The organism is Mesorhizobium sp. WSM4842 (assembly GCF_055901575.1).
Genome location: NZ_CM148372.1, coordinates 177,609 through 202,881, shown reverse-complemented (window position 1 = coordinate 202,881; position 25,273 = coordinate 177,609). Strand labels below are relative to the sequence as shown.

The 25,273-nt window shown below is 62.9% G+C and carries 22 protein-coding genes, 1 tRNA gene and 1 other RNA gene; 11 read left to right on the top strand and 13 right to left on the bottom strand.

What is annotated here, in order from left to right; all coding sequences use genetic code 11:
• Window positions 1-154 precede the first annotated feature (154 nt).
• Complete coding sequence (locus AC0NIE_RS00920) at window positions 155-1,384, top strand: TadE/TadG family type IV pilus assembly protein (RefSeq protein WP_473483974.1); 1,230 nt, start codon at window positions 155-157, stop codon at window positions 1,382-1,384.
• A gap of 134 nt (window positions 1,385-1,518) precedes the next feature.
• On the opposite strand, the gene AC0NIE_RS00915 is transcribed toward AC0NIE_RS00920, so the two are convergent.
• Window positions 1,519-1,594 (bottom strand) — tRNA-Thr (locus AC0NIE_RS00915).
• A 339-nt stretch (window positions 1,595-1,933) separates the two neighbouring features.
• On the opposite strand from AC0NIE_RS00915, the gene AC0NIE_RS00910 reads away from it, so the two are divergent.
• Window positions 1,934-3,142, top strand: a complete 1,209-nt coding sequence (locus tag AC0NIE_RS00910; protein ID WP_473483972.1) for a hypothetical protein — start codon at window positions 1,934-1,936, stop codon at window positions 3,140-3,142.
• Window positions 3,143-3,286: 144 nt separating this feature from the next.
• Here the strand turns inward: AC0NIE_RS00910 and AC0NIE_RS00905 are convergent, their stop codons facing one another.
• Complete coding sequence (locus AC0NIE_RS00905) at window positions 3,287-4,885, bottom strand: cisplatin damage response ATP-dependent DNA ligase (RefSeq protein ID WP_473484523.1); 1,599 nt, start codon at window positions 4,883-4,885, stop codon at window positions 3,287-3,289.
• Window positions 4,886-5,108: 223 nt separating this feature from the next.
• Entirely contained in the window at window positions 5,109-6,119 is a 1,011-nt protein-coding gene (locus tag AC0NIE_RS00900; protein WP_473483969.1) for a ligase-associated DNA damage response exonuclease, read from the bottom strand.
• Between the two features lie 217 nt (window positions 6,120-6,336).
• Between AC0NIE_RS00900 and AC0NIE_RS00895 the strand changes: the two genes are divergently transcribed.
• The gene (locus AC0NIE_RS00895; RefSeq protein WP_473483966.1) at window positions 6,337-6,669 is read left to right on the top strand and encodes a hypothetical protein; all 333 of its coding nucleotides are present in this window, start codon (window positions 6,337-6,339) and stop codon (window positions 6,667-6,669) included.
• Here the strand turns inward: AC0NIE_RS00895 and AC0NIE_RS00890 are convergent.
• From AC0NIE_RS00890 to AC0NIE_RS00860, 7 genes are all read right to left on the bottom strand, one after another.
• Complete coding sequence (locus AC0NIE_RS00890; protein ID WP_473483963.1) at window positions 6,666-7,607, bottom strand: 2-hydroxyacid dehydrogenase; 942 nt, start codon at window positions 7,605-7,607, stop codon at window positions 6,666-6,668. The two genes, AC0NIE_RS00895 and AC0NIE_RS00890, sit on opposite strands and share 4 nt — an antisense overlap.
• A 33-nt stretch (window positions 7,608-7,640) precedes the next feature.
• The gene (locus tag AC0NIE_RS00885) at window positions 7,641-9,272 is read right to left on the bottom strand and encodes an ABC transporter ATP-binding protein (protein ID WP_473483960.1); all 1,632 of its coding nucleotides are present in this window, start codon (window positions 9,270-9,272) and stop codon (window positions 7,641-7,643) included.
• Window positions 9,269-10,408, bottom strand: a complete 1,140-nt coding sequence (locus AC0NIE_RS00880) for an ABC transporter permease (protein ID WP_473483957.1) — start codon at window positions 10,406-10,408, stop codon at window positions 9,269-9,271. Before AC0NIE_RS00880 ends, AC0NIE_RS00885 begins: the two co-directional genes overlap by 4 nt.
• Window positions 10,408-11,502 (bottom strand): microcin C ABC transporter permease YejB, encoded by a 1,095-nt coding sequence (locus AC0NIE_RS00875; protein ID WP_473483954.1) that lies wholly within the window; start codon window positions 11,500-11,502, stop codon window positions 10,408-10,410. Before AC0NIE_RS00875 ends, AC0NIE_RS00880 begins: the two co-directional genes overlap by 1 nt.
• A gap of 30 nt (window positions 11,503-11,532) precedes the next feature.
• Window positions 11,533-13,419: an extracellular solute-binding protein gene (locus tag AC0NIE_RS00870; protein WP_473483951.1), complete on the bottom strand. Its 1,887-nt coding sequence runs from the start codon at window positions 13,417-13,419 to the stop codon at window positions 11,533-11,535.
• On the bottom strand, window positions 13,419-15,296 hold the full coding sequence (locus AC0NIE_RS00865; protein ID WP_473483948.1) for an extracellular solute-binding protein: 1,878 nt from the start codon (window positions 15,294-15,296) through the stop codon (window positions 13,419-13,421). The genes AC0NIE_RS00870 and AC0NIE_RS00865 overlap by 1 nt, the downstream gene beginning before the upstream one ends.
• A 159-nt stretch (window positions 15,297-15,455) precedes the next feature.
• On the bottom strand, window positions 15,456-16,121 hold the full coding sequence (locus tag AC0NIE_RS00860; protein WP_473483945.1) for a c-type cytochrome: 666 nt from the start codon (window positions 16,119-16,121) through the stop codon (window positions 15,456-15,458).
• Window positions 16,122-16,314: 193 nt separating this feature from the next.
• On the opposite strand from AC0NIE_RS00860, the gene AC0NIE_RS00855 reads away from it, so the two are divergent.
• The 4 genes from AC0NIE_RS00855 (at window position 16,315) to AC0NIE_RS00840 (ending at window position 19,578) form a co-directional block, all read left to right on the top strand.
• Window positions 16,315-17,043 (top strand): 3-deoxy-manno-octulosonate cytidylyltransferase, encoded by a 729-nt coding sequence (locus AC0NIE_RS00855; RefSeq protein WP_473483942.1) that lies wholly within the window; start codon window positions 16,315-16,317, stop codon window positions 17,041-17,043.
• Window positions 17,044-17,071: 28 nt separating this feature from the next.
• Entirely contained in the window at window positions 17,072-17,935 is an 864-nt protein-coding gene (locus AC0NIE_RS00850) for a prephenate dehydratase (protein ID WP_473483939.1), read from the top strand.
• A gap of 44 nt (window positions 17,936-17,979) precedes the next feature.
• Entirely contained in the window at window positions 17,980-18,780 is an 801-nt protein-coding gene (locus AC0NIE_RS00845) for an alpha/beta hydrolase (protein ID WP_473483936.1), read from the top strand.
• Between the two features lie 144 nt (window positions 18,781-18,924).
• Complete coding sequence (locus AC0NIE_RS00840; RefSeq protein ID WP_473484521.1) at window positions 18,925-19,578, top strand: glutathione S-transferase family protein; 654 nt, start codon at window positions 18,925-18,927, stop codon at window positions 19,576-19,578.
• Between the two features lie 53 nt (window positions 19,579-19,631).
• On the opposite strand, the gene AC0NIE_RS00835 is transcribed toward AC0NIE_RS00840, so the two are convergent.
• From AC0NIE_RS00835 to AC0NIE_RS00825, 3 genes are read right to left on the bottom strand one after another with little or no spacing between them, the layout of a single operon-like run.
• Window positions 19,632-19,925, bottom strand: coding sequence for a Dabb family protein (locus AC0NIE_RS00835; protein ID WP_473483933.1), 294 nt, complete (start codon window positions 19,923-19,925; stop codon window positions 19,632-19,634).
• Between the two features lie 18 nt (window positions 19,926-19,943).
• Complete coding sequence (gene nudC, locus AC0NIE_RS00830) at window positions 19,944-20,885, bottom strand: NAD(+) diphosphatase (protein WP_473483930.1); 942 nt, start codon at window positions 20,883-20,885, stop codon at window positions 19,944-19,946.
• Window positions 20,886-20,919: 34 nt separating this feature from the next.
• On the bottom strand, window positions 20,920-21,339 hold the full coding sequence (locus AC0NIE_RS00825) for an HIT domain-containing protein (protein ID WP_123146493.1): 420 nt from the start codon (window positions 21,337-21,339) through the stop codon (window positions 20,920-20,922).
• Between the two features lie 249 nt (window positions 21,340-21,588).
• Between AC0NIE_RS00825 and ffs the strand changes: the two genes are divergently transcribed.
• From ffs to AC0NIE_RS00805, 4 genes are all read left to right on the top strand, one after another.
• Window positions 21,589-21,685: signal recognition particle sRNA small type (ffs, locus tag AC0NIE_RS00820), an RNA gene on the top strand.
• 105 nt (window positions 21,686-21,790) lie between these two features.
• Window positions 21,791-23,638, top strand: coding sequence for a DNA polymerase III subunit gamma/tau (locus AC0NIE_RS00815; protein ID WP_473483928.1), 1,848 nt, complete (start codon window positions 21,791-21,793; stop codon window positions 23,636-23,638).
• Window positions 23,639-23,721: 83 nt separating this feature from the next.
• Complete coding sequence (locus AC0NIE_RS00810; RefSeq protein WP_023802083.1) at window positions 23,722-24,045, top strand: YbaB/EbfC family nucleoid-associated protein; 324 nt, start codon at window positions 23,722-23,724, stop codon at window positions 24,043-24,045.
• 261 nt (window positions 24,046-24,306) lie between these two features.
• On the top strand, window positions 24,307-25,197 hold the full coding sequence (locus tag AC0NIE_RS00805) for a cell wall hydrolase (RefSeq protein WP_473483926.1): 891 nt from the start codon (window positions 24,307-24,309) through the stop codon (window positions 25,195-25,197).
• Window positions 25,198-25,273 lie beyond the last annotated feature (76 nt).

The following is a 25,273-nucleotide window of genomic DNA, read 5'->3' as shown; positions in this document are numbered from 1 at the left end:
CGCTCTGCATTCGCGGCCACGGAACGGCGGCATCCTCCATCCGGACAGCGGTTTGACCGTCCGGCAGCTTTTCTGTGAGGACGAATTCCGTCCTACTTAAGAGTTTAGTGATCAATGAAACAACTTCTTTGCCGCAGGGATGCATTTTGCCGGCATGATGCACCAAATTCTGCTTTTGAAACGGTTCTGTCGAGACAGCCGCGGTAACTTTGCGACCGGTCTCGTTGTCATGCTGCTTCCTATGATTGCAGCAGTCGGCGCCGCGGTGGATCTCGCGAACATGAACCGCGAGAGGAGCAGGCTTCAATCGGCTCTGGATGCAGCAAGCATGGAGATCGCCGTTAAGGTCAACTCGGGCCTGAGCGACGGTGAGCTACAGGCGCTTGGCGACAAGCTACTCAAAGCCAACTTGGCATCGGTCGATGCAAGCGCGGATAACATACCCTCGCTCGTCTATCACGGTCTGGCGACGGAAAACGACGGAAGCCAGAGCCTCAGGACTGAATCCAGCCTCAACTACACCTATCTCATTCCGCGCTCAATCGGCGGCGATGGACCGTCATCGACCAACATTCTCGTCCGGTCCCGCATTACGTCCAGCAATGGTGATACCGCGTGCGTCTATGCCCTCAACCGGGCCGCGCCGCGCGCCTTCGAAGCGGCCGGAAGCACCACAGTCATCATGGATGGCTGCGTTATCGCTTCCAATTCGTCGGCTCCGGATTCCATCTATGTTGGCGGCGACGCGTCCCTTGAGGCGGACTGCATTCAATCATCTGGCGGAATAGTGGCGACCAGCGGACTGATCACCGATTGTGAGCAAAATCGCGTCAATGCGTGGCGACTGCCTGACCCATGGGGTAACCTGGTGGAACCGGTACCACCAATCTTGTATCCTAATCCGAACGCTGGCGACTTGACAGTCAGTCCAGGGCGGTATCGAAATCTCGATCTGAGCGGCGACAAAACCCTGGAGCCGGGCCTCTATTATGTCGAAGGTTCTCTTTCCGTCAAAGGCACAGTGACCGGCGCCGGTGTGACCATCTTCATGGCTGATGGCGGTATAACAGTGAACGGCAACGGCTCGCTGTCATTGAGCGCGCCGCAGACAGGCGACTATGCCGGCATGCTGATGATGTCGGCACGAGCGAACACATCGTCCCACCTGTTCAATGGGAATGGCGCCACTGATCTGAACGGCGTCCTGTACTTCCCCTATGGCGACCTGACCTACAATGGTAACAACGGAACTAGCAGCACCTGCCTGCGAATCGTTGCCGACACGATCAAGATGAGCGGCAATTCGAACATCAAGTCCGACTGCAGTGCGGAACTGGGGGGGCGCGAAGCTAGAGTGGCAGGCCCGTTCTACTTTTCGATGTAAGGCAGTTGCGAACGTTCGAGACCTCCCATTGGCCCACGCACCACCGACGCTCGGTTTTGTGTCCCGAAATGTGTCCTGATCTCGAATTTGCGGTGTGGTGAGGAGCGCTTTGGGCCCGCAACCCTTGGAAAGATTGGTGCCGCTTAGGTGACTCGAACACCTGACCCCATCATTACGAATGATGTGCTCTACCAACTGAGCTAAAGCGGCCCGGGAAGCCGGGGCCTCCAAGATGCGCTGGGTGATAGACGCAACCCGCCACAAATTCAAGATGGGACTTGGCATTTCGTGTCGGCTCATTCCGGGCCTATAAGCGACCGCCGCACCGATCGGCCATGCGGCTGTGCGAAAACCACTCCGGCAGGTTGCGCGACGTCGCGTTGGCGCTGCATCGGGAATCGGCGAAAAATGTTGATTCCTTTACCGAAAACCGCCGAAATGAGCTTTGGATGCGTCACGAAGACAGAATGCGGCCGCTGGCCCGTTGATTGATTGATCGCCTGCGGCTAACGATCATGACATGTGACCGTAGGTGCAGAGGGATCCAGCTTGGACGCGATCGAAAAAGCGATCCGGAATGCCTTCGAGAAAGGCAATGCCGAAGACCGCGCGTTTCGCGAGCGGGTCTATCGATCGGCCTTCGCCGCACTTGATCGTGCCCTGCAGGCCAACCCGGGCGTGACGGTGGAACTCGCCATCAAGCGCCGCAAGGCGGTGCAGGCCAAGATCACCGAAATCGAATCCGAATTCCTGCCGGCGGTTCCCGGCGTCGGCCCACAGACCGATGATGACGCTGCAGCACCGGCGGTGGAGCAGCCGGCTGACAGCGCAGCAGAAGTTGAGGCCGAACCGGATGCCGACGCCGATGCCGAACCAGCGCCGGCGCCTGACGTCATTGTCGACGGTCCGGCGGAGTCTCCCGCTTCCGACGTGCACCTTGCCGCCGACGCGCCCCCTGCATCCGACGCGCCGCGCTCGCGCGTCCTGCCGGTCGTTCCCGATATCATGCCCGAAGCGGCTTTTCCCGATGCGCCGGAGATCGACCTGTCGCCTCCATCAACCGAAGACGACGCAGAGGTGCTGCCCGACCGCGACGACAGGCGGGTGAGAGGCCCCCGCCTGCCTCTCACCGCGATCTTCCTCGGCGTGACGCTGCTCGCAGCTGTCGGTATCGGCCTCTATTTCGCTGCGCAGACCGGCGTCTTCAAGTCGGCGGCCGAACTCGACACCGCCCCGCCGCAGACGGAACCGACGGTGGAGGACGATGATTTTACGCCGCCAAGCGACACCGCCTCGCCGCTGAACGCCGGCGAGGCGGAGCGCGACTGGATCAATGTGTTTTCGCCGAGCGACCCGGCGCTTGTCAGCGCGCCTTCGGATGCCAAGGCCGAAGTCATGCAGGACGACAGCGGTTCCTTCCTGCGCATCCGGTCGGGCGCCTCCGGTTCGGCGATCAGCTTCGACGTCGGGCAAGGCGTCTTGGAAAAACTCGCCGGCAAGCATGCCACGTTCGACATCATCGCCCGCTCCGAGGAGGGCCAGGAGACGCAGATCTCCGTCGACTGCAATTTCGGCGAACTCGGCGACTGCGGCCGCAAGCGCTACGCGGTCGGCCACGAGCGCAACGAATATCTGTTCGACGTGCGGTTTCCCGACAAGCGTCCGGGTGCTGCCGGCACCATCGCCATCAATTCCGACTTCGACAAACAGGGCAAGTCGGTCGACATCTACGAGATCCGCGTCTCGATTGTCCCTTGATTTCTGGAGCGAAACCGCTGGACCGCTGCACTCCGTAACCACTGTTACGGCATGGATCATCCATGCCGTGGTCTTCGAGCCTCGCAGTGATGAATGGCAGAGCAGCACGTTGACCCCGCACCCTTTTGCCTTCCCTCATCCGTCCTAATCGAGCAGCGCCTGCAACGTCTCGATGCGGTCGGCTTCGGCCGCCGGCTTGTCCCAGCGCAGCCGTGAAATGCGCGGAAAGCGCATGGCGACGCCGGATTTGTGCCGTGTCGAGCGGTTAAGCCCTTCGAACGCCACCTCCAGCACCAGGCCTTGTCTGCGGTCGGCCCGTACCGAGCGGACCGGGCCAAAGCGCTCGATGGTGTTGTCGCGGACATATTTGTCGATCTGCCTCAGTTCCTCGTCGGTGAAGCCGAAATAGGCTTTCCCCACCGGCACCAGTTCCTCCGATCCTTCCGGGCCGGACCAGACGCCGAACGTGTAATCGGAATAGAAACTCGAACGCTTGCCGTGGCCGCGCTGGGCATACATCAGCACCGCGTCGACCGTGTGCGGATCGCGCTTCCATTTGAACCATGGGCCTCTCGGCCGGCCGGTGAGATAGGGCGAATCCCAGCGCTTCAGCATTACGCCTTCAATGACCGGATGCAGCGGCTTGCGGCGCAATTCCTCCAGCGCCTGCCAGTCGGTGAATTCGACCAGGGGCGACAGATCGAAGCGGCTCGGATCGAGCGTCTGCACGAAGGCTTCGAGGCGGCCGCGCCGCTCGCGGAAAGAGCGCGCGCGCAAGTCCTCGTCGCCGATCTGAAGCACGTCGTAGCAGCGCATGAAGGCCGGGTATTGCTGCTGGATCTTCGGTGTCACGCTCTTGCGATTCAGCCGCTGCTGCAGGTCCGAGAACGTGCCGGTCGCCTGCAAGGGATCGCCGACCAGAAGCTCGCCGTCGAGGGTGGCAGAAAAATCCATCGCCTCTGCGAGGTCCGGAAAAGCGCCGGAGACGTCGTCGCCCGTGCGCGAATAGAGCCGGCGAATGCCGGCTTCCGATACGGCCTGGACGCGGATGCCGTCCCATTTCCACTCGGCGGCATAGTCGGCCGGGTCGAGCTTTTCGAGGTCGCCGTCACCGATCGGGTTCGATAGCATCACCGGCCGGAACAGCGCCAGCGCTGTCTTTTTGGGTTTTTCTGCCTTGCCTTCCAGCCAGGCGAAGAGCTCGGCATAGGGCGGCGTCAGCCCATGCCAGAGTTCTTCGATCTCGGCGACGTCGACCTTGCCGAGATCGGCCAGCGCCTGCTTGGCCAGCCGCGCCGAGACGCCGATGCGCAGGCCGCCGGTGACCAGCTTTATGATGGCGAAGCGAGCCGAGATGCTGGCGCTGTCGAGCAGCCGGGCCAGCACCTTCGGCCCGTCGGAACGGCTCGCCGCCTGTAATTTCGCGACGACCTCGGCGAGCGTCGGCTCACGGTTGGCGATATCCGCGGGCGATTGCGGCCAGACCAGCGACACCGTCTCCGCCAGGTCGCCGACATAGTCGTAGGAATAGCCGAACAGCACCGGGTCCATGCGTTCCATGACCAGCATGCGCAGCATCGCCGGCTTGACCGCCGCGATGGTCAGGTCGCCGGTAATAGCGGCCAGCGCCAGGCCGCGATCCGGATCCTCGACGCTGCGGAAATAATCGCTCAGCAGCGTCAGCTTGCCGTTGCGCGACGGCGTCAGCACGAGGCGATCGAGGAGTTCGGCGAAGCGGTTCATGAGGAGAACCATGGCCGAGCGTCGCGTTCTGTCGCGCCCCCCTCTGTCCTGCCGGACATCTCCCCCACGAGGGGGGAGATTGGCAGTTTCGTTCTTGCCGCCCGTCTTACAACGTCAGCGATTGGCGAAAGCCGGCGCAACATCCGATCTCCCCCCAAGTGGGGGAGATGGCCGGCAGGCCAGAGGGGGGTGCCAAAGAGCGCTACGTCGGCCATGAGCACCATCAATCGCCCTCATCCTCGTAGCCGACGAGATGCAGCGGCCTGGCGGCGATGCCTTCGAGTTCGCACCAGCGCACCAGCGCTTCCTCGCGACCATGCGTCACCCAGATTTCCCCGGCGCCAGTTTCCCTGATCGTGGCGGTCAGCTCGTCCCAGTCGGCATGGTCGGAAATGATCAGTGGCAGCTCGACGCCGCCCTGCTTGGCGCGCTGGCGGATGCGCATCCAGCCGGACGCAAAACACGAGATCGGATCGGGAAAGCGTCGTGCCCAGCGGTCGGCGAAGGCCTGTGGCGGGCCGACGACGATGGCGCCGGAGAAATCGTCCTTGCCACCGCTTTCGACGGTCGCCGGCTCCAACGTCCCGAGGTCGATGCCCTGGCTCTGGTAATAGTCGCTGAGCCTGGCCAGCGCGCCATGGATGTAGATCGGCCTGTCGTAGCCGGCATCGCGCAGCAACCGCATGACGCGCTGCGCCTTGCCGAGCGCATAGGCGCCGACCAGATGCGCGCGTTCGGGAAACTGCGCCGTCGATTTCAGCAGGCGGGCAATCTCTTCGGTATCGGGCGGATGGCGGAACACCGGCAGGCCGAAGGTCGCCTCGGTGATGAACACGTCGCACTTGACCGGTTCGAACGGCTCGCAAGTCGCGTCCCTCTGGCGCTTGTAGTCGCCCGAAGCGACGATGCATGAGCCCTGATGCACAACCTCGATCTGTGCCGAGCCGAGCACATGGCCGGCCGGATGGAAGGTTACGGCGACGCCGTTCAGCGCAATCGTCTCGCCAAGTGCTGCCGCTTGCGTGGTCCCGGCAAAGCCCTCGCCGTAGCGCAGCCCCATAATGTCAAGCGTCTGTTGTGTGGCCAATACCGAACGGTGGCCGGAACGGGCATGGTCGGAATGGCCGTGCGTGATCAGTGCCTGGTTGACCGGCCGCACCGGATCGATGAAGAAATCGCCGGGTGGGCAATAGAGGCCCTCGGGCCGGGGGTGAAGCAGGTCGCTGGCGCGCATGGCTCCAAGATAGTTGCTAATTCCGGCGCGGGAAGCCTGTTGCAAGTGACTGCTGACTCGGCATACAGGCAACTGCCGGCGGGATCTCCATCACGAAACCGCATCAGGCCTCGTCCGGCGACGCTTTTCGTTCATCTGCGCCACACCTGGCGGCGGCTGCGAAAAAGCCTGGATTCACATGCCCGAAAGGGCAGGACACCAACACGGAGGACCTTGCATGCGCTGGAACTTGGTGGTCTTGGCACCTTGCCTGGCACTGGCCGGCTGCGTTGGCACCTCGATTGCCGAGCGGCAGGACGCGAATGTCCAGTCCTCGCTGCAATATGATAGCGTGCCTTGCAATCAATTGCTGGCGCAACGCAACCGGCTGGCGCAGCAATACCGCCTTCCGCAGGATGCCAAGCCGTCTTTCTCCGATCCCGGGGTGGGCCTCGGCCCGTTCACGCCGGACGCCCGTTCCAAGGCCCAGCGCGATCTCGAACAGGCCAGCGGCCGGATCGACGCCATGAACCGGTCGATCGCCCGCCGCGAATGTGGCAAGCCGGGTTAATATCCCGCGTTGCGATCCACGACATTCTCAAGCTTCTCGCCGCGCTCGAAGGCGGCCATCTGGCGCAGCATGATCGGCACCAGATGCACGGGATCGGAGGTCGCCGCCGCATGCGGCGTCACGAACACTTTCGGGTGGCTCCACAGCCGGCTGGTCTTCGGCAGCGGCTCGACCTCGAACACGTCGAGGCTCGCTTCCTTGAGCGTGCCGCCCTCCAGCGCACGCAGAATGTCGGCGTCTTTCTGCAACTTGCCGCGTCCGGCATTGATCAGCACCGAGCCGCCGAGGCCGTTGCGTTTCCTCAACTCCTTCAGCACGCCGTAATTGATGATGCCTTGCGTCTGCGGCGTGAGCGGCAAAAGCACCACCAGAATGTCGGTGGCGTTGAGGAAGGGGATCAATCCTGCCTCGCCGGCATAGGTCGAAACGCCTTCCATCGGCCGCTCGCTGCGCGACCAGCCATTGACCGCAAAGCCGAGCGACAAAAGCACCGACGCCGCTGCGCGGCCAAGCGTGCCGAGCCCCATGATGCCGACGGAGATGTCGCCGGCCGGCCGCTGCGGCGGCTCGTGCCAGATCTTCTTTTGCTGCTGCGACCGGTAGAGCATGCCCTGGCGATGGTGATCGAGCACCCGCCAGACGACATATTCGGTCATGTATTGGGTCAGGTTGTCGGCCACGACCTTGACGATCGGAACGTCGGGCAAAGTGGGATCGGCGAAGATGTGGTCGACGCCGGCGCCGATCGAAAAGACAGCGCGCAGATTGGGCAGCGACGACAGAAGGTTCGGCCGCTGCTTCCAAACCACCGCATAGGTGATCGAAGGATCGCTGGCGCCGTCCGGCTCGAGCACCACCTCGCGTTCGGCCGACAAGAGTTCGCGCCAACGGCGTGGATGGATACCGGTGAGGGCAAGCAGGACACGGCCTTTTTCCATTGCGGATTCTTTTTTCCTCTATGCGGTACGGCCTTACTCGCTGACGATGCCGACCGGCGCCGTCTCGATCCTGAACGCGGCCGAGATCAGTGCCTTGGTATAGTCGGTCTGCGGCCGTTCGAAAATCTGTTCGGACGGGCCGGCTTCGACGATCCTGCCATTGCGCATGACGATGACGTCGTTGGCAAGCGCACGGATGACCTTCAGATCGTGGCTGATGAACAGATAGGCGAGGTCGTGCTTCGCCTGCAGGCTGCGCAGAAGGTCGACCACCTGCGCCTGCACGCTCATGTCGAGCGCCGAGGTCGGCTCGTCCAGCATGACGAAGCGCGGGTTGAGCACCATGGCGCGGGCGATGGCGATGCGCTGGCGCTGGCCACCGGAAAACTCGTGCGGATAGCGATTGCGCGTGGCGGGTTCGAGCCCGACTTCCCCGAGCACCTCGACGATGCGCTTGTCGCGTTCATCGGGCGACAGTTTCGGCTCGTGGATCTTCAATCCTTCCTCGATGATCTCGGAGACCGACATGCGCGGGCTCAAGGATCCGAACGGATCCTGGAAGACGATCTGCAGCTCGCGCCGCAGCGGCCGCATGGCATTGAAACTCAGCTCGTTGATATCACGCCCGTTGAACTGAATGGTCCCGGTCGACGAGATCATCCTGGCCAGCGCCAGGCCGAGCGTCGTCTTGCCAGAGCCGGATTCGCCGACGACGCCGAGCGTCTGGCCGGCGCGCACGGTGACGTCGATGCCGTCGACCGCCTTTACATTGTCGACGGTGCGCCGGAAAAAGCCTTTCTTGATCGGAAACCAGACTTTGACGTCCTGGCCGGTCATGACCGGCTTGGCGGCAGCGTTGGCGGCGGGCGGCTTGCCCTTCGGTTCGGCAGCAAGCAGATGCCGCGTATAGCTGTGCTGCGGCTTGGCGAAGATTTCTTTCGTCGGCCCGGTCTCGACGATCTTGCCCTTGGTCATCACGCAGACCCGGTCGGCGATCTTTCTGACGATGCCGAGATCATGGGTGATGAACAGCATCGACATGCCCTTGCGGCTCTTCAGCTCCGCAAGCAGTTCGAGGATCTGCGCCTGCACGGTGACATCGAGTGCCGTCGTCGGCTCGTCGGCGATCAGCAGTTCCGGCTCGTTGGCCAGCGCCATGGCGATCATGACGCGCTGGCGCTGGCCGCCGGAAAGCTGGTGCGGGTAGGCGTCGAGCCGCTTCTCCGGCTCGCGGATGCCGACCTCGTTGAGCAGCTCCAGGGTGCGCGCCTTGGCTTGGCGGTCCCCCAGCCCCTGGTGCAATGTCAGCACCTCGACGATCTGCTGCTCGATCGTGTGCAGCGGGTTGAGCGAGGTCATCGGCTCCTGGAAGATCATGGTGATCTTGTTGCCGCGCACGCGGCGCAATGCCTTCTCGTCGGTGGCGAGCAGGTCGGCGCCCTGGAACAGGATCTTTCCCGACGGATGGCTGGCGGCCGGATAGGGCAGCAGCTTCAGCACCGACAGCGCCGTGACCGACTTGCCGGAGCCGGATTCGCCGACCAGCGCCACCGTCTCGCCCTTGGCGATGTCGAAGGAGATGTGGTCGACGGCCATCGACTGGCGGCCTTCCTGCGCGAAGGCGACGCTGAGGTTGCGCACGGAGAGGAGAGGGGCTTCGCTCATCTGAACGTCTTGCGCGGATCGAAGGCGTCGCGGGTCGCCTCGCCGACGAAGACCAGCAGCGACAGCATCAGCGAGATGACGACGAAGCCGGAAATACCCAGCCATGGCGCGTTGAGGTTGCGCTGCGCCTGCTTGAGGAGCTCGCCCAGCGAGGCCGAGCCGGGCGGCAGGCCGAAGCCAAGGTAGTCGAGCGAGGTCAGCGTCGAGATCGAGCCGCTGAGCAGAAACGGCAGGAAGGTCAGCGTCGCCACCATGGCGTTTGGCAACAGATGCCGGAACATGATGGTGCCGTTGGGCACGCCGAGCGCGCGCGCGGCGTTGACATATTCGAAGTTGCGGGCGCGCAGGAACTCGGCTCGCACCACGCCGACCAGCGCCACCCAGGAGAACAGCAGCATCAGCCCGAGCAGGATGAAGAAGCCGGGCGGCAGGATGGCGGCGACGATCAGCAAGAGATAAAGCACCGGGATCGCCGACCAGATTTCTATGAAGCGCTGGAACAGAAGGTCGGTCCAGCCGCCGAAATAGCCCTGCAATGCACCGGCCGTCACGCCGATCACCGCCGAGCCGGCGGTGAGGATCAGGCCGAACAGCACCGAGACTCTGAAACCGTAGATGACGCGCGCCAGCACGTCGCGCGCCTGGTCGTCGGTGCCCAGCCAGTTCCAGTTGCCGACGACGCAATTGGGGTCGGCCGCACCTTGCGGATACTGGTTGCAGCGTGTCTTGACGTCATAGAGCCAGGACGGCTTGGTCGGTGCGGCCTCGGGAATGGCGTTGTTGACGGTCCGGTAGGAGTAGCGGACCGGCGGCCAGATCATCCAGCCATGGGCATTGATCTCGTCCTGGATGACCGGGTCGCGATAGTCGGTGACCGCATAAAAGCCGCCGAACTTCTCCTCGGGATAAGCGACCAGGACCGGAAACAGGATCTCGCCCTTGTAGGAAACGAGGACCGGCTTGTCGTTGGCGATCCATTCGGAAAACAGCGACAGCACGAAAAGCACGAGGAAGATCCACAACGACCAATAGCCGCGCCGGTTGGCCCTGAAATTCTGCAGGCGCCGCTGGTTGAGCGGCGACAGCCAGGGTCGGGCGATCCGGCCCGGCGCCGTTTCGGCTGCGGCCCCGGCCATCAGACGTCTCTCCGCTCGAAGTCGATGCGCGGATCGACCCAGGTATAAATCAGGTCGGACAGGAGCCCGACAATCAGGCCAAGCAGCGAGAAGATATAGAGGTTGGCGAACACCACCGGGTAGTCGCGCTCGACCACCGACCTGAAACCGAGCAGGCCGAGGCCGTCGAGCGAAAAGATGTTCTCGATCAGCAGCGACCCGGTGAAGAAGGCCGAGATGAAGGCGCCCGGAAAGCCGGCAACGACGATCAGCATGGCGTTGCGGAAGACGTGCCCGTAGAGAACCTGCCGTTCCGACAGACCCTTGGCGCGCGCGGTCACCACATACTGTTTGCGGATTTCCTCGAGGAACGAATTCTTGGTCAGCAGCGTCGTGGTGGCGAAGGCCGACAGCACCAGCGCCGTCAGCGGCAAGGTCATGTGCCAGAGATAGTCGACGATCCGCGCCGGCCAGGACAACTGGTCCCAATTGTCGGACGTGATGCCGCGCAGCGGGAACCAGTCGTAGAACGATCCGCCGGCAAACAGCACCATCAGCAGTATGCCGAAAAGGAAGCCTGGAATGGCGTAGCCGACGATAACGACGCCGCTGGTCCATACGTCGAATGCCGAGCCGTCCTTGACTGCCTTGCGGATGCCGAGCGGGATCGAGATCAGGTAGGACAGCAGCGTGATCCATAGCCCGATCGAGATCGACACCGGCATTTTCTCCAGGATCAGCTCGATCACCGAAATGTCACGGAAATAGCTGTCGCCGAAATCGAACCGGAAATAATTCCACAGCATCATGCCGAAGCGCTCGAGCGGTGGCTTGTCGAAGCCGAACTGCTTTTCCAGCTTGGCGATGAATTCGGGGTCGAGCCCTTGCGCGCCGCGATATTTCGAACCGACGTCGCCGGCCACGTCGACATTGGTGGCGCCGGCGTCACCACCGCCGCCGCCAAGCCGATCGCTGCCGCCCTGGTTGGTCAGCCTGGCGATGACCTGCTCGACCGGCCCGCCCGGTGCAAACTGGATGACGGCGAAGGACACCGCCATGATGCCGAACAGGGTCGGGATCATCAGCAGGATGCGGCGCAGGATATAGGCGCCCATCAGGCTCTCTGCCTTGCTTGAGCGAAAATCTCAGGCTTTGCCAATCTTTGCCGCCTTGTCCTTGTCGAACCACCACAGCGCCTCGACCGGAAAGCCGAAATCGGGCTTCTGCTCGGGAAAGCCGAACATGTCCCAATAGGCCACTCGGTGATTCGCGAGATAATATGTTGGAATCCAGTCTAGCCGCGCGCGCAAGACCCGATCGAGCGCTTTGAGCGCCGTGACCAGTTCTATCCGGCTCTGCGCCCTGCCGGCTGCCTCGATCAGCGCGTCGACGGCTTTGCTTTCCGTACCGGGATAATTGCGCATTCCCGGCGTTTTCGCCATCCGCGAATCATAGAGGATTTCCAGGCCGTCGGCAGTCGGCGTCGCCCCGATCGACCATGCGAGCAGGTTGAAATCGAAGTCGAAATTGCTCTGCCGCTGTTCATATTGCGTCGAATCGACCTGCCGGATCGAAGCGTCGATTCCGATCGTTTTCATGTTCTCGGACCACGGGGTGAAAAGCCGAACGATGCCATCGTCCTCAGCCAGCATTTCCACCCGCAGCCGCTCACCCTTTTCATTGACGACGAAATTGCCGGCTCGCTTCCAGCCGGCTTCGGCAAGCAGTCTCGAAGCCGCGCGCAGCAGCTTGCGGTCGTGGCCCGAACCGTCGGAGACAGGCTGCATCACCGCTTCGCCGAAGGTTTCCGGCGGCAACTCGGCTCGGAACGGCTCCAGCAGGGCCAATTCCTCGGGCGAGGGCAGGCCCTCGGCCCTGTAATCCGACCGTTCGAAGTTCGATTGCGAGCGCTCGTAGGCGCCGTAAAACAGAACCCGCCTGGTCCATTCGAAATCGAAGCAATTGGCGATCGCCCGTCTGACGCGCACATCGCGGAATTGCGGACGACGCTGGTTCAGCGCGACAGACTGCATGGATGGCGTTTTCTCTCCGGGAAATTCGCGTTTGACGACCCTGCCGTCCTTCAGCGCCGGAAAATCGTAACCGGTCGCCCATACCCGCGAGGTAAATTCCTCGCGAAAATGCGTGTCCCCCTTTTTCAGGGCTTCAAACGCAGCCTGGCGATTGATGTAAAAATCGATGCGGATGCGGTCGAAATTGTAGAGGCCGCGGTTCACGGCCAAATCCCTGCCCCAATAGTCGGCGACACGCTCATATTCGACGGTCTGTCCCGCGGCCACGCGCCCTATTTTGTAAGGTCCGGAGCCGAGCGGCGGTTTCATCGTCGAGGCATCGAAATCATTGACCGTATAAAAGGCTTTGGACACGATCGGCATGGCGACGACCGCAAGGATATTCTGCGCCGACTGTTTGCCGTTGAAGGTGAGGTCGACGGTTGCCGGATCGACTGCGACCGCCTCCGTCATATGACGCAACGCCTGGGAGAGGTTCGGATGGCCCTTGTCCTTGTAAAGCTTCAATGCGAAGGCGACGTCCTCCGCTGTCAGTGGCGAGCCGTCGTGGAAGCGCGCCTGCGGTCGCAGGCTGAAGCGGAAGCCATTGCGGTCCGGCGACAAGGTAACGGACTCGGCAAGCCGGCCATAGACCGCATCCGGCTCATCGAGAGCGCTTGCCATCAGCGAATCGAAGCAGAGTTCGGTGCGCGGCGGCGATTCCCCCCTCAACACAAGCGAATTCAACGTGTTGAACGTCAGGAAGCTCTGATTGAAGGTGGAGTTCGGCGGTGCGAAATTCATCTGGCCGCCCTTGGCCGCGTCCGGATTGACATAGGCGAAATGCCTGAAACCTGGGGAATATTTGAGGTCGCCGAAGGCCGACAGGCCGTGCAGCTTTACGCCGGTCGCGACGGCGGCGAAGGCCCGGCCGGGCAGCAAAGCTGCCGCCGTGGCAGCGGCGCCCAGGGCCAGAAAGTCGCGGCGGGCCAGAGCGGCGCGGCGGGGGAGCGCCGCCATCAATTGCCGCTCTTGTATTTTGCCGCCAGCGCCTTTTCCTTATCCGGATCGATCCACCAGGAATTCTGGTCGACGCCGCTATAGGCCGGTTGCTTCTCGGGGATGCCGAACTTGTTCCAGTAGGCTATCCAGACCGCCGACCGATGGTGTTGCGGCACTACATAGTAATTCCACAGCAGCACCCGGTCGAGCGCATGGGTGGCAGCAACCAGATCGTCGCGGTCGGTGGCAAAGATGACGCGGTCGACCAGCGCATCGACGACCGGATTCTTGATGCCGGCGTAGTTGCGCGATCCAGGCGTGTCAGCGGCCTTGGAGCTCCAGAAATCACGCTGCTCGTTGCCCGGCGAATCCGACTGTCCCAACTGCGATATGGTGACGTCGAAGTCGAAATTGTTGATGCGGTTGATGTATTGGGTCTGGTCGATCAGCCGCAGCGTGGCGTCGACGCCGATCTTGCGCAGATTGGCGATGTAGGGACTGGAAAGGACCTGGTCGGTGTCGTTCCAGCCGAGGATTTCGAACTTGAAGGGCTCGCCCGTCTTGGCATTGACCATCTTGCCGCCCTTGATCACCCAGCCCGCCTTGGCGAAGAGATCGACCGCAGTCTTGAGATACTTGCGCTCCGCCTGTGGCGAATCGTAGACCGGCAGCTTGAATTCCTGGGTGAAGACTTCGGGCGGCAGCTTGTCGCGATATTGCTCGAGGATTTCCAGCTCCTTGCCTTGCGGCAGGCCGCTCGATGCCAGTTCGGTGCCTTGGAAGTAACTGCTGGTACGGGTGTTGGAACCGAAGAACAAGGTACGATTCATGGTCTCGAAATCGAGTGGGTAAGTCAGCGCGGCGCGCACCAGACGATCCCCAAACAGCGGACGCCTCGTGTTGAGCATGAAGGCCTGCATCGGCTCGGGTGAGGCGGTCTTGAATTCCTGCTTGATGACGTCGCCGGCCTGGACTGCCGGGAAATTATAGGCCGTGTTCCAGCGCCTCGAACTGTTTTCCGGCCTGATGTCATGCAGTCCGCCCTTGGTGAAGGCTTGCCAGGCCGCATTGTCGTCGAGAAAATAGCTGAAACGCTGCCTGTCGAAATTCTCGCGGCCGATCTTCACCGGCAGTTTGGCAGCCCAGTAGTCCGGAACCCTCTGCCAGATGATTTCAGAGCCAGGCTTGAAGCTGGCGATCTTGTGGGCGGCCGAGCCGAGCGGCGGCTCCAAGGTCGGTCTGGTGATGTCGCGCTTCTTGCCGGTGGCGTCGGTGCCTTCCCACCAGTGCTTCGGCAGCACGACGAGATCGCCGAGAATTTTCGGCAACTCCCGGTTGCCCTTCTGGTCGAAATGGAATTCCACCTCGCGGTCGGAAACCGCAATCGCCTCGGTGACATTCTCGAAATAGCGGCTGTACATCGGGCTGTTGGCCTTCAGCACCTGAAACGACCAGATCACGTCGTCGGTGGTGATCGGCTTGCCGTCATGCCATTTGGCCCGCGGATCAAGACGGTAGGTCGCAGAGGAATAGTCGTCCGGATGTTTGTAGGCGTCGGCGATCAGCGGATGGCTGACGCTGCCTTCGTCGGTCGCCTGCTCCATCAGCGTGTCGTAGAGCAAGCCGCCGCCGAATTGGGCAAAACCGGCTGCCGGCGAACCCTGGACGATATAGGGATTGAAGCTGTCGAACGTGCCGAGCACCACCGAATTCAGCGTGCCGCCCTTCGGCGCGTTCGGATTGACATAGTCGTAGTGCTGGAAGTTATTGCCATATTTGGATTCGCCGATCAGCGACGAGGTGGTGCGCCATTCGTCCGCGAAGGCTGCTTGCAGGCCGCCGGCAAAAGCCGCCACAACCAGCATCGATCTGAGAAACGTTCGGCCAACCGTCATGCCTTCTCCTCTGCGCGATAGCTGTTAGCGGACAATCTAGTTCATTTGACGCTCATGAAAACCGCGACAGCCCGGCTTTGTCGCCGCACATGCGATTTTCCCATTGAAAAAGCCGGGCTGAACCCGGCTTTTTCAAGGAATGTTTCGATTACAATTGCGTTATTGCGCCGGAGCTGGTGCGGGAGCAGCAGGCGCCGCAGGGGCGGCCGGTGCTTCACCCTCTGCCGGCTTGGCCGGCGCCGCGCCTTCGGCCGGTGCGGCTGCTGAAGCGCCAGCCGTCGGCAGCGGCTTCGGACTGTCCGACAGCGTGCGCAGATAGGCGATGACGTTGGCGCGGTCCTCGTCCTTCGGCAGGCCGGCGAAGCCCATCGCCGTGCCCTTCACGAACTTCTTCGGCGAGAGGAGGAAGTGATTGATGTTGTCGTAGGTCCACTTCTCGGCGCCGCCCTTGGAAAACTCCTTCATGCCGGCCGAATAGGCGAAGCCCGCATGCTCGGCGACGGGACGGTCGATGAGATCCCAGAGGTCGGGGCCGACCTTGTTCGGTCCGCCCTTTTCGCCGGTGTGGCAGGCCTGGCACTTCTTGAACACGGCGGCGCCCGCCTCGACATTGGCGTTGGCCAGAAGGTCGGCGATCGGCTTGGCTTCTGCAGCGGGGGCTGCCGGGCCGCCCTCGGCAGGCTCCTCGGTCGCCTCGATGGCAAAGCCGGGTTTTTCCGGTGTGGGGGAGGCGAACAGCGCATCGGATATGATGCCGATCGAGAAGACGACGAACACGGTTCCGAGCAGGCCGCCGATCAGCTTGTTGATTTCGAAAGAGTCCATACGCCCCAGGCTCCCTTTTCCGGCGGACCGATCTGTCCACTCTGTCCGTCGGTAATCGTGAACCACCCCGCGAGGCGGTCAAATCGGGCGGAAACTAGGTCTTTTGCTCTGGCGTTGCAACACCTATAAGGGCGCTGCCAGTGAGACCTTTTGCCACTTTTCCCTTCCTCTTTTTCGGACGCTTCATCACCCGATGTCCACGCTCATTCTCATCCCGGCCCGCATGGCCTCGACCCGCCTGCCGGGCAAGCCGCTGGCCGACATCGCCGGCGTCCCGATGATTGTCCATGTCGCCCGCCGCGCCGCCGAAGCCGGGCTCGGCCGGGTGGTGGTCGCCACCGATACTGAAAGCGTGGCGGAGGCGGTGCGCGCGCACGGGTTCGAGGCGGTGATGACGCGGGTGGGCCACGAATCGGGCTCAGACCGCATCTTCGAGGCGCTGGCCACGCTGGATCCCGGGCACAAGATCGAAACGATCGTCAACGTGCAAGGCGACCTGCCCACCATCGATCCGGCCATCATCAATGCCGCGCTGAGGCCTTTTGAGGATGCGACAGTCGACATCGCCACGCTCGGCATCGAGATCGTCCGCGACGAGGAAAAAACCAATCCGAATGTCGTCAAGATCGTCGGCTCGCCGCTGTCTGAGACACGGCTGCGGGCGCTCTACTTCACCCGCGCCACCGCGCCATGGGGCGAGGGGCCGCTCTATCATCACATCGGCCTCTATGCCTATCGCCGCTCAGCGCTCGAGCGCTTCGTCGCGCTGAAGCCGTCGCCGCTGGAACGGCGCGAGAAGCTCGAGCAGTTGCGGGCGCTGGAGGCCGGCATGCGCATCGATGCCGAGATCGTGCAGTCGGCGCCGTTCGGCGTCGACACGCCGGACGATCTCGAACGCGCCAGAACCATCCTTTCAACCTGAGACATCTGGTCAACCTGAGACATTTGGCATGCCTGAAAAAACCAACAGAATAGCCTTCCAGGGCGAGCCGGGCGCCAATTCCGACACCGCCTGCCGCAACATGTTCCCTGATATGGAGCCGTTGCCGTGCCCGACCTTCGAGGATGCTTTCAATGCGGTCGAGACCGGCAAGGCCGACCTCGCCATGATCCCGATCGAGAACACGATTGCCGGGCGCGTCGCCGACATCCACCACCTCCTGCCGGAATCGAAGCTGCACATCGTCGGCGAATATTTCCTGCCGATCCATTTCCAGCTGATGGTTCTGCCCGGCGTCAGGCGCGACGAGGTCAGGACCGTGCACAGTCACATCCATGCGCTCGGCCAGTGCCGCAAATATATCCGCAAGAACGGCTGGAAGCCGGTGGTCGCCGGCGACACGGCGGGCGCCGCCAAGCTGGTCGCCGAGCTGAAGGACCGCACCATGGCGGCGCTGGCGCCGGCGCTGGCCTCGACGCTCTACGGGCTCGACATCATCGAGGAGAATGTCGAGGATACCGACAGCAACGTCACCCGCTTCGTCGTGCTGACCAGGAACAGGCAGTGGGCAGAACGCCCTTCCGCCGACGCGAGGATGATGACGACGTTCATCTTCCGCGTCCGCAACGTGCCGGCCGCGCTCTACAAGGCGATGGGCGGCTTTGCCACCAACGGCATCAATATGACCAAGCTGGAGAGCTACCAGCTCGGCGCATTCACCGCGACCCTGTTTTATGCCGATATCGAGGGCCATCCCGACGACCCGCTGGTAAAACTGGCGCTCGACGAGCTTGCCTTCTTCTCGCGCGAAATGCGGATTCTGGGCGTCTATCCGGCCAGCCAGTCGCGCGAGCAATGGAAGGTGGCGGACTAGCTCAGCGCCTTGCCAGGTGACGGGCGCCGGGCGACATTGCTGCGATGTGGCTCCTGAAACTGATGCTCGCAGTCGCTGGATTGTATGCGGTCTTTGTCGCCGTCGTGTATGTGCTCCAGTCCTGGCTGATCTTTCCGGCCGGCCTTGCGGCGTTCGGACCCGACCTGCCGGCCGGGGCCCGTCATGTCGAGCTGGCGACGGAGGATGGCGAGCGCGTCGTTCTGGTACGCCTGCCGGCAGGACAGGCGGCCGAGCCACGCCCGGTCCTGCTGGGATTCGCCGGAAACGCCTGGAATGCCGACGCACTTGCCCTGATGCTGCACCAGCTATTTCCCGAACACGAGGTCGCTGCGCTGCATTACCGCGGCTATGCGCCGAGCGGCGGAAGCCCGTCGGCCGCCGCCCTGTTCGAGGACGCCCGACGCGCCCATGACCACCTGGCCAGCGATGCCAAAGCCGGCATCGTCGCCATCGGCCTTAGCGTCGGCGCTGCGGTCGCGGTCGATCTGGCGACGGCCCGGCCCCTGCGTGGCATCGTCATGGTTACTCCCTTCGATTCGCTGAAAGAACTCGCCGCTCATCACTATGCCTGGCTGCCGGTGCGCCTCTTGCTGCGGCACCGCATGGAGACGGCAGAAACGCTGCGCGACCTCGATGTGCCCACGGCCGTCATCGTCGCCGAGAACGACACCATCGTTCCTGCGGCACGTTCGGCACTTCTGCGCGAGGCTGCGCGTGACCTGCGCAGCCACATCGCCATAGCGGCTGGCCACAACGACCTCTATGGCCATCCCGACTTCGCCGGAGCGCTACGCGCCTCCGTTGCGGCGGTCACACGCGATTGACGAGCAGTTCCCAGATGTCGGAATACCGGCTCGACGTTCGTCCTTTGGTTGCCACGATCGAAGAAGGGAGACGACGAGATGAGGAAACTGATCTCAATCGACGATGTGACGCACGATGGCGTCATGCAATCACTGGAGCCGCCAATGACCCCTACCATCACCGCCTTTGAACGGTCGCCCGATCGCGGCAAGGGACTGGCGCGTGACATGCGCGTTCGCTGGGCGCTTGAAGAAGTCGGCCAGCCCTACAACGTTCGTCTTGTTTCGTTCAAAGCGATGAACGAACCCGCGCATCTCGCGCTTCATCCTTTCGGGCAGATTCCGACCTATGACGAAGGCGATCTCGCCCTGTTCGAGTCGGGGGCGATCGTGTTCCATATCGCTGAGCGCCATGGTGGCCTGCTGCCAGACGATGCGAATGCCCGGGCGCGCGCAATCTCATGGATGTTTGCCGCGCTAAACACCGTGGAGCCGCCGATCCTTGAACGCCAAACCGCCGTGCTCCTGGAGCGCGACGAGACCTGGCACGAACAGCGCCTGCCTATGGTCGAGGATCGCATCCGTGACCGGCTGGGCGAACTTTCCGGTCGCCTTGGCGATGCCGACTGGCTCGATGGCGCGTTCAGCGCGGGGGACCTGATGATGGTGCACGTGCTGCTAAGGTTGAGCGGGTCGGGTATACTGGACGAATATCCGAACCTCTCCGCCTATGTCGCCCGCGGCGAAGCCCGGCCGGCCTACAAGCGTGCTTTCGCCGCTCAACTGGCGGTTTTCACTGGCAAGTCACCGACCGGCTGATAAAGGTCCGCAATGGGTCGAACTTGCTCGTTCAGAATGATTGAACTCTGATCCTAGCTCAGCGGCGCGTAGTCGATCTCGAGAAATGCCTCGACCTCCGGGATCCAGCGGTCGCGGACAAAGGCGACGTGGTCGGGATGGTCGTTATAGCCTGAATAGGCGGCCTGGTCGGCGAACTCCATCGAGAAGCCGAAACGAAAATCGTTCTTCGGGCTGACCTGACGCAGCTGCTCGAACTTTTCGACGCCCGGTATCGCCGCCAGTATTTTCGCGTCGACGAGGAATTTTGCCTCCTCGGCCGAGCTGTCTTTGTGCTTTAGCCTGAATACCACTGTGTGACGGATCATTTTGCTCCCCTGTAGGTTCTATGCGCTGTCTGCCCAGGCGCGGATGAGATTATAGGCGATCGCCCCTTTCGGCGGGGTGACCAGGCCGCCCGGATGCTCGCGGGCCAGCATCGACAGCACCTCGTCGCGAAAGAACCAGCGGCAGTCTTCCAACTCGTTGAGGTCGGCCTGGATGTCGTCGTTGAGCGGCTCGCCAAAGCAGCCGATCATCAGCGAATAGGGAAACGGCCAGGGCTGGCTGGCGTGGTAGACGACGCGGCCAAGCCTGATGCCGGCTTCCTCCAGCGTTTCACGGCGCACCGCTGCCTCGATCGTCTCGCCGGGTTCGATGAAGCCGGCAAGTGCCGAATACATGCCCGGCGCGAAATGCCGGCCGCGGCCAAGCAGGCATTTTTCACGCGTTGCGGTCAGCATTATCGCCACCGGGTCGGTGCGCGGAAAATGCTCGGTGGCGCAAGCCGGGCACAGCCGCTTATAGCCGCCGGCCCGCATCTCGGCTTCAGCGCCGCATTTGCTGCAGAAGCGGTGGCTGGCATGCCAGGCGAGCAATGCAGCGCCTTGCGCCATCGCGCCGGCGGCCGCCTCGTCGATCAGCCCCTGTATATAGACCGAGCGATAGTCGATGGCCTTGATCGTCTCCGGCAGTTGTTCGGGATCGAGCCCGGCCGGCACCGCGAGCACCGGGCCGCTGTCGGAAAAACCGAGCAGGACGCCATGGTCGAGCGACGCCCGGAGCGGCCGGCTTTCCTCGGCGCCGAACCAGGGGTCGAAGTCACCATCCCTGAGCTTCAGGTAGAGCCGCCCGCAATGCATCAGCAAAAGCCTGGCCGAGGGATCGGCGAGGGCCTTTTCGACGGAATCGTCGGCGCGGTTTTCCGATTGCCGGTCGATCATGTTGCCGGCGAAGCCGACGAATTGGCTCGGCTCACGCAAGGGCGCGTCAAACAGGCGGAAGCTCATGGGGACTCAACTTCAGGATGGACACGGGACAGGCTTATAGCGCCGCCTTTATCTGTTGCGCAAACCGGCGAAGGTCCGACCGCTGGTAGGGCTCGCGCATGCCGTGCCCCCACACCGGGCCCGGCCAGCCGGGATCCCCCTCCGAGCGCGCGATGACATGGACATGCAACTGGCGGACGATGTTGCCAAGTGCGCCGCTGTTTATCTTGGTGCAGCCGGTCACGCTTTTCAGCGCCTGCGCCACCATGTTGGTCTCGAAGGTCAGCATCGCCTGGTCGAGCGGCGTCAAATCATGGATTTCCTCCGCGCCCGGCCGCTGCGGCACCAGGAGCAGCCACGGCCAGCGGCGGTCGTTCATCACCCGCAACTCGCACAAGCCGAGCCACATCAACTGCTCGCTGTCCGCCTCCAGACGAGCATCCAGCGTGAATCCGGCCTCGAGGCCCGGCGACATCGGCGTTTCCTTCACTTTTGTCGTGTTTTTTAGACTTTTGAACGCTAGAGCGGCTGCCGGTGGCCCGCAAGAGGCGGCAAGCGAATCGTTGCTTTGTGACGGCAGTTATGCTACTGGTTTGGGCATGGTGCTGATTTGCGCCAATAACCCGCCCCGAGGCGGGTTTTTTGTTTCAGCTTTCGACGCCACTCCCGGCTGATTGATCCTGCGCCCTTGCATTTCATCGCCGAATTGCCGATATGGAAAGCGGGAGGTTGGTGGTGGACGGTCCACTCGCCAACCGGGTCAGGTCCGGAAGGAAGCAGCCCTAACGAGCCCGGAACGGGTCATTGTTCCAGCCTCCCACCTCTTCGCCTTTCTCCCGCGACATTGACGGCGCTAAGCCCTGCGGGCGAAACTATGCGCAGGAATCGGCCGCCTGCAGGCGCGGCCCTTGGAGCTTTACGGGCGAATGAGCGAAGCCGGAAATTCGGGAACGGAAAAGGCCGCCGCCTATCGCGTTCTGGCGCGCAAATACCGTCCTGCAAATTTCTCCGAACTGATCGGCCAGGAGCCGATGGTCCGCACCCTCACCAACGCCTTCGCCACCGGCCGGATAGCCCAGGCCTGGATGCTGACCGGCGTGCGCGGTGTCGGCAAGACGACGACGGCGCGCATCCTGGCGCGGGCGCTCAACTACAGGACCGCTGCCGTCGACCAGCCTTCGGTCGATCTTGCGGTGCTGGGCGAGCATTGCCAGGCGATCATGGAAGGCCGCCATGTCGATGTCATTGAGATGGACGCCGCCTCGCACACTGGCATCGACGACATCAGAGACATCATCGAGCGCGTGCGTTACGCGCCGGTATCTGCGCGCTACAAGGTCTACATCATCGACGAAGTGCACATGCTCTCGACCCAGGCCTTCAACGGCCTGCTGAAGACGCTGGAGGAGCCGCCGCCGCACGTCAAATTCATCTTCGCCACCACCGAAATCCGCAAAGTTCCGATCACCGTTTTGTCGCGCTGCCAGCGCTTCGACCTCAGGCGTATCGATGCCGGCACGCTGGTCGCGCATCTCTCCTCGATCGCCGCTAGGGAAGGCATTGCCGTCGACGACGACGCGCTGGCCATGATCGCCCGCGCGGCCGAAGGCTCTGCGCGCGATTCGCTGTCCATTCTCGACCAGGCGATCGCCCATGGCAGCGGCGCGGTCAGCGCCGAAGCGGTGCGCGCCATGCTCGGGCTCGCCGACCGCGCCCGCATCGTCGACCTGTTCGAATATGTGATGAAGGGCGACGTGGCGGCCGCACTGGCCGAATTCCGCAACCAGTACGACACCGGCGCCGATCCGGCCGCGGTGCTGACCGACCTTGCCGAGTTCAACCACCTCGTCACCCGGTTGCGCTTCGTGCCGACCGCGCTCGAGGACGCCTCGCTGTCCGAGGACGAGCGACGACGCGGCGCCGATTTCGCCAAGGCGCTGTCGGTCAGGGTGCTGTCGCGGACCTGGCAGATGCTGTTGAAAGGCATTCCCGAGGTGCAGTCCTCCAACCGGCCGGTCAGTGCCGCCGAAATGGTGCTGATCCGGCTGGCGCATGCCGCCGGCCTGCCGACACTGGACGAGGCGCTGAAATCGCTGGAGGGGGGAGCGTCGATGCCGGGTGGAGCGCCACGCTTGAATGGTGCGCCGGCAAGCTCTGGACCGGCAAGTCCCGGCCCAGCAAATTCTGGCCCCGCAAATCCCAGCAACGGCGGCGCCAGCGCCGTGGCGCAGACGCGGATGCCAGCGGCCAATGGCGGCGCGCAGACGATGCGGCTGGTCGAACCCGAGCCGATGCCTGCGGCTTTCGTTCCGGCGCCGGAGCCGGTCGCGGATGCGCCGGTGCCGGTGCCGGTGAAGTCGCTGGCTGACATCGTCGCCCTTGCCGACGCCCAGCGCGACATGGCCTTCAAGGTGCTGGTGAAGCGCTGCGTGCGCCTGGTGCGCATCGAGCCGGGCCGCATCGACGTGAGCTTGACCGATGACGCGCCGAAGATGCTGCTCAACGATCTGACCGCCAAATTGCGCGCCTGGACCGGCCGCAGCTGGCTGGTCTCGCTGTCAAAGGAAGAGGGCGGCCAGACGCTGGCCGAGATGGAATCGACCAAACGCGAAAACGCGCTCCTCGATGCCAGGAGCGACCCGACCGTCGCCGCCATCCTGGCGCGTTTTCCCGGCGCTAAGATCATCGACGTGCGCATTCCCGACGCACCGGAAGCCGATGCGGTGGAGGCCGAGGTTCCGATCGAGCCGGCCACAGACGACGACGAAACCTAAGCATGATCCCGAAAAGTGGGAGCCGGTTTTCGGAGAAGATTATGCTCAAACAAGAAACCAGATCAATCGTAGAGGACCACGCGATGAAAGATCTTCTCGGCCTGATGGGCAAGGCGAAAGAAATGCAGGCCAAGTTCCAGGCCATGCAGGACGAGATCGCCACGTTGGAAGCCACCGGACAGGCCGGCGGCGGCCTGGTCAGCGTGACGCTGACCGGCAAATTCGAGATGAAGTCCCTGAAAATCGACCCGTCGCTGTTCAAGGAGGACGAGGTCGAGATTCTGGAGGATCTGCTTCTCGCCGCCCACAATGACGCCAGGGCCAAGGTCGAGCAGATGATGCAGGAAAAGACCCAAGCATTGACCGCAGGACTGCCGATACCGCCGGGAATGAAGCTGCCGTTCTAAGGTGTGTTGATAGCTATGCCGGTCGACTGAGCCCATTGCTCCAGCCTTGGGGAAGCCCCTCCTGTGGAGATCCTAAGATAGGATCCATGCCGTTATAGTGGCCATGGAGTGCCATGCCGCGATCCGGCGGTCGCTTGCTCCACCGGTGTGTCCATTCGGCAACTCCGCACACTTAATAACGCTTTAGCCATCTTTTTGCCTGAAAGTGTCTCATTCTTGCCGCAACCAGGGGCGGGCTGGCGACAAAATGAGGGGATATCTTTGATCGCGACCCGATGGAAGACGCCGTTGCTGCTCGGCGTCATCACCTCTCCGCTGTTTTTGGCCGCCTGCAGTCAGACCACGCACGGCCTGTCCGTGGCCAGCCTGACCGATGCCGTCAGGTCCCGGCCCTACAGCCACACAGCGAAGGACAAGGAGTGCCTCCAGCGCGCGATGTTCTTCGAATCCAACCGGTCGAGCCGTGACGGCATGATTGCTGTCGGCACGGTGGTCGTGAACCGGCTGCGCTCCGGCAAGCACGGCAACACCATCTGTGAGGTAGTCGGCGAGCGTGGCCAGTTCGCGCCGGGCGTGATGACACGGCGGATGAATTCGAAGGCGATGCCCGATGTCGAGGAAGCCGCCGAGGCGGTGCTCAAGGGCGAGCGCAAGGCCAAGCTGAAGAACTCGATGTTCTTTCACACCGCCGGCCTGCGTTTCCCCTACAAGAACATGCACTACACCATGGTCGCCGGCGGCAACGCCTTCTACGAAAAGCGCGGCCGGAACTGGAAACCGTTGCCGGACGAGCCCACGGTCGCCATGGCACAGTCCGCACCGCGGAATTCGGCGCGCGCCGCACCGGTGACGCTCGTGGCCTCCGCGGCGCCGGCCGCCAAGGCAGAATTCGCCAAGGCAACCTACGTGACCGCAATCGCATCGCAACCGGCAAAGGCGACGCCAGAGAAGACGACGCCAGAGAAGACGACGCTTGTGGCGATGCAAGAGCCGGACGCGGCCCGTTTCGGCGGCACCGCCGGTGCGCGACCGGTCACGTCATTCCCGGCGGCGCCGGCCGAGCCGACGATGTCGTTTGAATCGACGCCCGAGAACACCGACGCCATCGGCGCGATGATCGCCGGCCAGGGCAGGCCGCTGGAAGCCTACTGACGGCAGCAGCATCCTTACGCGTTGAACAGGCCGCTCGCCGCAGGAGTGTTCCAAAGCGTGCGGAAAAATCATAAAC

Bases quoted from the DNA above. Each gene is read 5' to 3' on its own strand.
- AC0NIE_RS00920 (WP_473483974.1), top strand. From the start codon at position 155: ATGATGCACCAAATTCTGCTTTTGAAACGGTTCTGTCGAGACAGCCGC.
- AC0NIE_RS00905 (WP_473484523.1), bottom strand. From the start codon at position 4,885: ATGAACCGCTTCGCCGAACTCCTCGATCGCCTCGTGCTGACGCCGTCG.
- AC0NIE_RS00900 (WP_473483969.1), bottom strand. From the start codon at position 6,119: ATGCGCGCCAGCGACCTGCTTCACCCCCGGCCCGAGGGCCTCTATTGC.
- AC0NIE_RS00895 (WP_473483966.1), top strand. From the start codon at position 6,337: ATGCGCTGGAACTTGGTGGTCTTGGCACCTTGCCTGGCACTGGCCGGC.
- AC0NIE_RS00890 (WP_473483963.1), bottom strand. From the start codon at position 7,607: ATGGAAAAAGGCCGTGTCCTGCTTGCCCTCACCGGTATCCATCCACGC.
- AC0NIE_RS00885 (WP_473483960.1), bottom strand. From the start codon at position 9,272: ATGAGCGAAGCCCCTCTCCTCTCCGTGCGCAACCTCAGCGTCGCCTTC.
- AC0NIE_RS00880 (WP_473483957.1), bottom strand. From the start codon at position 10,408: ATGGCCGGGGCCGCAGCCGAAACGGCGCCGGGCCGGATCGCCCGACCC.
- AC0NIE_RS00875 (WP_473483954.1), bottom strand. From the start codon at position 11,502: ATGGGCGCCTATATCCTGCGCCGCATCCTGCTGATGATCCCGACCCTG.
- AC0NIE_RS00870 (WP_473483951.1), bottom strand. From the start codon at position 13,419: ATGGCGGCGCTCCCCCGCCGCGCCGCTCTGGCCCGCCGCGACTTTCTG.
- AC0NIE_RS00865 (WP_473483948.1), bottom strand. From the start codon at position 15,296: ATGACGGTTGGCCGAACGTTTCTCAGATCGATGCTGGTTGTGGCGGCT.
- AC0NIE_RS00860 (WP_473483945.1), bottom strand. From the start codon at position 16,121: ATGGACTCTTTCGAAATCAACAAGCTGATCGGCGGCCTGCTCGGAACC.
- AC0NIE_RS00855 (WP_473483942.1), top strand. From the start codon at position 16,315: ATGTCCACGCTCATTCTCATCCCGGCCCGCATGGCCTCGACCCGCCTG.
- AC0NIE_RS00850 (WP_473483939.1), top strand. From the start codon at position 17,072: ATGCCTGAAAAAACCAACAGAATAGCCTTCCAGGGCGAGCCGGGCGCC.
- AC0NIE_RS00845 (WP_473483936.1), top strand. From the start codon at position 17,980: ATGTGGCTCCTGAAACTGATGCTCGCAGTCGCTGGATTGTATGCGGTC.
- AC0NIE_RS00840 (WP_473484521.1), top strand. From the start codon at position 18,925: ATGACCCCTACCATCACCGCCTTTGAACGGTCGCCCGATCGCGGCAAG.
- AC0NIE_RS00835 (WP_473483933.1), bottom strand. From the start codon at position 19,925: ATGATCCGTCACACAGTGGTATTCAGGCTAAAGCACAAAGACAGCTCG.
- nudC (WP_473483930.1), bottom strand. From the start codon at position 20,885: ATGAGCTTCCGCCTGTTTGACGCGCCCTTGCGTGAGCCGAGCCAATTC.
- AC0NIE_RS00825 (WP_123146493.1), bottom strand. From the start codon at position 21,339: ATGTCGCCGGGCCTCGAGGCCGGATTCACGCTGGATGCTCGTCTGGAG.
- AC0NIE_RS00815 (WP_473483928.1), top strand. From the start codon at position 21,791: ATGAGCGAAGCCGGAAATTCGGGAACGGAAAAGGCCGCCGCCTATCGC.
- AC0NIE_RS00810 (WP_023802083.1), top strand. From the start codon at position 23,722: ATGAAAGATCTTCTCGGCCTGATGGGCAAGGCGAAAGAAATGCAGGCC.